Genomic DNA, 2600 nt, shown 5'->3' on the forward strand with positions numbered 1-2600 from the left:
CCAGGTCCCTCCGCCGAGGAGGGAGGGTCGCCCGTCACCCCCGGACGGAGACGACCCTCCCTCCTCACCCTTTCCCGCCCCCGCGCGCATTCCCTTCCGGCAACTAGCTGCCAACCCGGCCCGCCCGGCCCGGTGCGGCGGCGACGGTGGAGGTGCAGCAACCGACCTCGACGGGAGCCAGCATGCGGATCGAACAGAGACCCACCCCCCACCGGTTACGGGCCCTGTACGCGCTGGGAGCACTGCTCCTGGCGCTCGTGACCGGCCTGACCACCGCCACCCAGTCCCACGCCGCCACGGGTTGGCAGCCGGTGCCGCCCCCGGCCCCGGCCGGCCTCAGCTCCTACGTGCCCCTGGACGCGACGACCGCCGTCGCACGCAGCACCGTGCAGACGACCACCACCTGTCTGCCCTGCGAGTACGAGCACACGCTGTGGACCCGGCAGGCCGGCACCTGGCGCAGCCTGCCCAAGCCCCCCGACGGCGCCTCCACCGAAGTCCTCACCGGCACCGCGCCCGACGACGTGTGGGCCCTCGGACGCCGCGAGTGGGGCGACTTCAGCCAGTTCCACTGGAACGGCACCCGGTGGACGGACCGGACCATCCCGAACTTCGAGGTGCTGGCGGCCCGGGCCGTCTCCCGCACCGACGTGTGGGCGGTCGGCAACTACCGCGAGAGCGCCGGCGACGTGCCCGGCGCCGTCGCCCACTGGAACGGCTCGGCCTGGACGCTGACCAAGCTCGGCGCGCCGAACGCCTGGACCAACCTCAAGGCCGTCCACGTCGTCTCCGACGACGACGTCTGGGTGGTCGGCTCGGACAGCGACCGCCTCTTCGCGGCGCACTACGACGGCACGTCGTGGCAGGAGGTGGCGCTGCCGGCGCTGTCCGGTCTCTCGGCGACCGCGAACGCGGTGGTCGTGCGGAACGGCGAGGTGTGGATCGGCGGCACCGACCGCAACCCGTACTCCGACAGCGGAACCGGCGCACGCCGGGCGTTCGTGCTGCGCGGTGACGGCACCGACTGGCAGACGACCTACGTGCCGGTGCCCGCCCCGACCGGCGACGAGACCAAGGACGGCATGTCCGTCCAGGCCCTGGCCGTCCACGACGGAACCGTGTGGGCGGGCCTGTACGCGCACCGCAGCAAGGACCGGGGCCTGGCCCGCTGGAACGGCTCCGCCTGGGAAACGGCCCCGGCCCCCGGCGCGACCCCGGGCTCCGAGGTGACGGCCCTGTACCCCACGGCGGACGGCACGCTGTGGGCCAACGGCATCTACTACCCCAGCGCCTATCTGAAGGGCTACGCGGCGTCCCTCGCACCGGGCGCCTGAACGACCCGGACGACCTGAACGACGAGGGGCCCGGCGTCCTGCGCGCCGGGCCCCTCGCCTCGTGCCGTGCCCGGCCTCACGGGCCGGTGAGGAAGTCCACGAGCAGCTTGTTCACCGTGTCGGGATCCTCCAGGTAGCCGTAGTGCCCGCAGCCCTCGACGAGGTCGAAGCGGGCGCCCGGGACGGCGTCGGCGACCTCCCGGCCCAGACGGGGCGGGGTGACCAGGTCGTCGGCGAAGGCGATGACCTGGCAGGGGACGCGGATGCCCCGGTAGGCGGCCAGCCGGTTCTCCAGCCGGCTCACCTCCATCTGCGCCCGCTGCCCCGGCCCCGGCGCGGACGTCAGCTCGAACAGGTCGAGCCAGTCGGCCATAGCCGTGTCGTCGTCCAGCGTCCGCGGCGACAGCGACTTCAGGGCCCGCAGCACGGCCGCGTACCGGTCCGGGAGCCGCACACCCGAGTCGTACAGGGCGATCTCCGTGCGGGTGAGCTCGGCGCGCAGGAAGTCGGTGCGGCCGCGGGTCGCCATGAGGACGGCCCGGCTGACCAGCTCGGGCCGGGCCAGCGCCAGCTCCTGGGCGACGAACGCGCCCATGGACGTGCCGACGACGGCACACGGGCCGAGGTCCAGGCGCTCGATGAGCCCGGCCACGTCCCCGACCATGTCCCGCAGGGTGAAGCCCTCGGGGCACTCGGAGGACGGGGGGATGCCCCGGTTGTCGAAGGTGATCACGCGCAGTCCGGCCGCGGTGAGCGCGGGCACCTGGTGCAGCTGCCACACGGTCCGGCCGCCGCCGGTGCCCTGGATCATCACCACCGGGTCGCCGGTGCCGGCCTCGTCGTAGCTGAGCCGAATCCCGTTCACGGGAATGACCGGCATGGAGCCTCTCCCCTCTCGTGGTGGTCGTGCGGTGCGCGCCCCCGCATACGCGAGCGGCCCGCGCCCCGGGGCGCCCGGGTGCGCGGGCCGTACGGCGCTCGGATCAGGCGGCGCCGTCCATGGCGTCGACGAGGCTCTTGGGACGCATGTCGGTCCAGTTGGCGTTGACGTAGTCGAGTGCCGCGTCCCGGGTGCTCTCCCCGAGGACGGTCCGCCAGCCCGCGGGTACCTCGACGAACGCCGGCCACAGCGAGTGCTGCCCCTCGTCGTTGACCAGGACCAGGTAGGTGCCCTCGGGGTCCTCGAAGGGATTGCTGCTCATTCCATCGCTCCTTCTCAGCGCTTTCTGTTTCTCTGGGATGGTCTGTCGGGGATCTCGTGAAAGG

General features: G+C 73.2%; 3 protein-coding genes. 1 reads left to right on the forward strand and 2 read right to left on the reverse strand.

The genetic code is table 11. From position 1 onward, the window contains the following. Positions 1 to 182 precede the first annotated feature (182 nt). Positions 183 to 1334 carry a hypothetical protein gene (locus ACZ470_RS25805; RefSeq protein ID WP_468430855.1) on the forward strand — a complete coding sequence of 384 codons (1152 nt, stop codon included), beginning with the start codon at positions 183 to 185 and terminating at the stop codon, positions 1332 to 1334. A gap of 76 nt (positions 1335 to 1410) precedes the next feature. On the opposite strand, the gene ACZ470_RS25810 is transcribed toward ACZ470_RS25805, so the two are convergent. Together ACZ470_RS25810 and ACZ470_RS25815 are read right to left on the reverse strand one after the other, a co-directional pair. After that, entirely contained in the window at positions 1411 to 2214 is an 804-nt protein-coding gene (locus tag ACZ470_RS25810; protein ID WP_468430857.1) for an alpha/beta fold hydrolase, read from the reverse strand. 103 nt (positions 2215 to 2317) lie between these two features. Continuing rightward, on the reverse strand, positions 2318 to 2536 hold the full coding sequence (locus tag ACZ470_RS25815) for an MbtH family protein (RefSeq protein ID WP_191883566.1): 219 nt from the start codon (positions 2534 to 2536) through the stop codon (positions 2318 to 2320). Between the last annotated feature and the right edge of the window lie 64 nt (positions 2537 to 2600).

The organism is Streptomyces sp. NPDC031111 (assembly GCF_055570675.1).

Excerpts from the sequence above, each read along its gene's own strand:
- ACZ470_RS25805 (WP_468430855.1), top strand. The coding sequence starts at position 183 with ATGCGGATCGAACAGAGACCCACCCCCCACCGGTTACGGGCCCTGTAC.
- ACZ470_RS25810 (WP_468430857.1), bottom strand. The coding sequence starts at position 2,214 with ATGCCGGTCATTCCCGTGAACGGGATTCGGCTCAGCTACGACGAGGCC.
- ACZ470_RS25815 (WP_191883566.1), bottom strand. The coding sequence starts at position 2,536 with ATGAGCAGCAATCCCTTCGAGGACCCCGAGGGCACCTACCTGGTCCTG.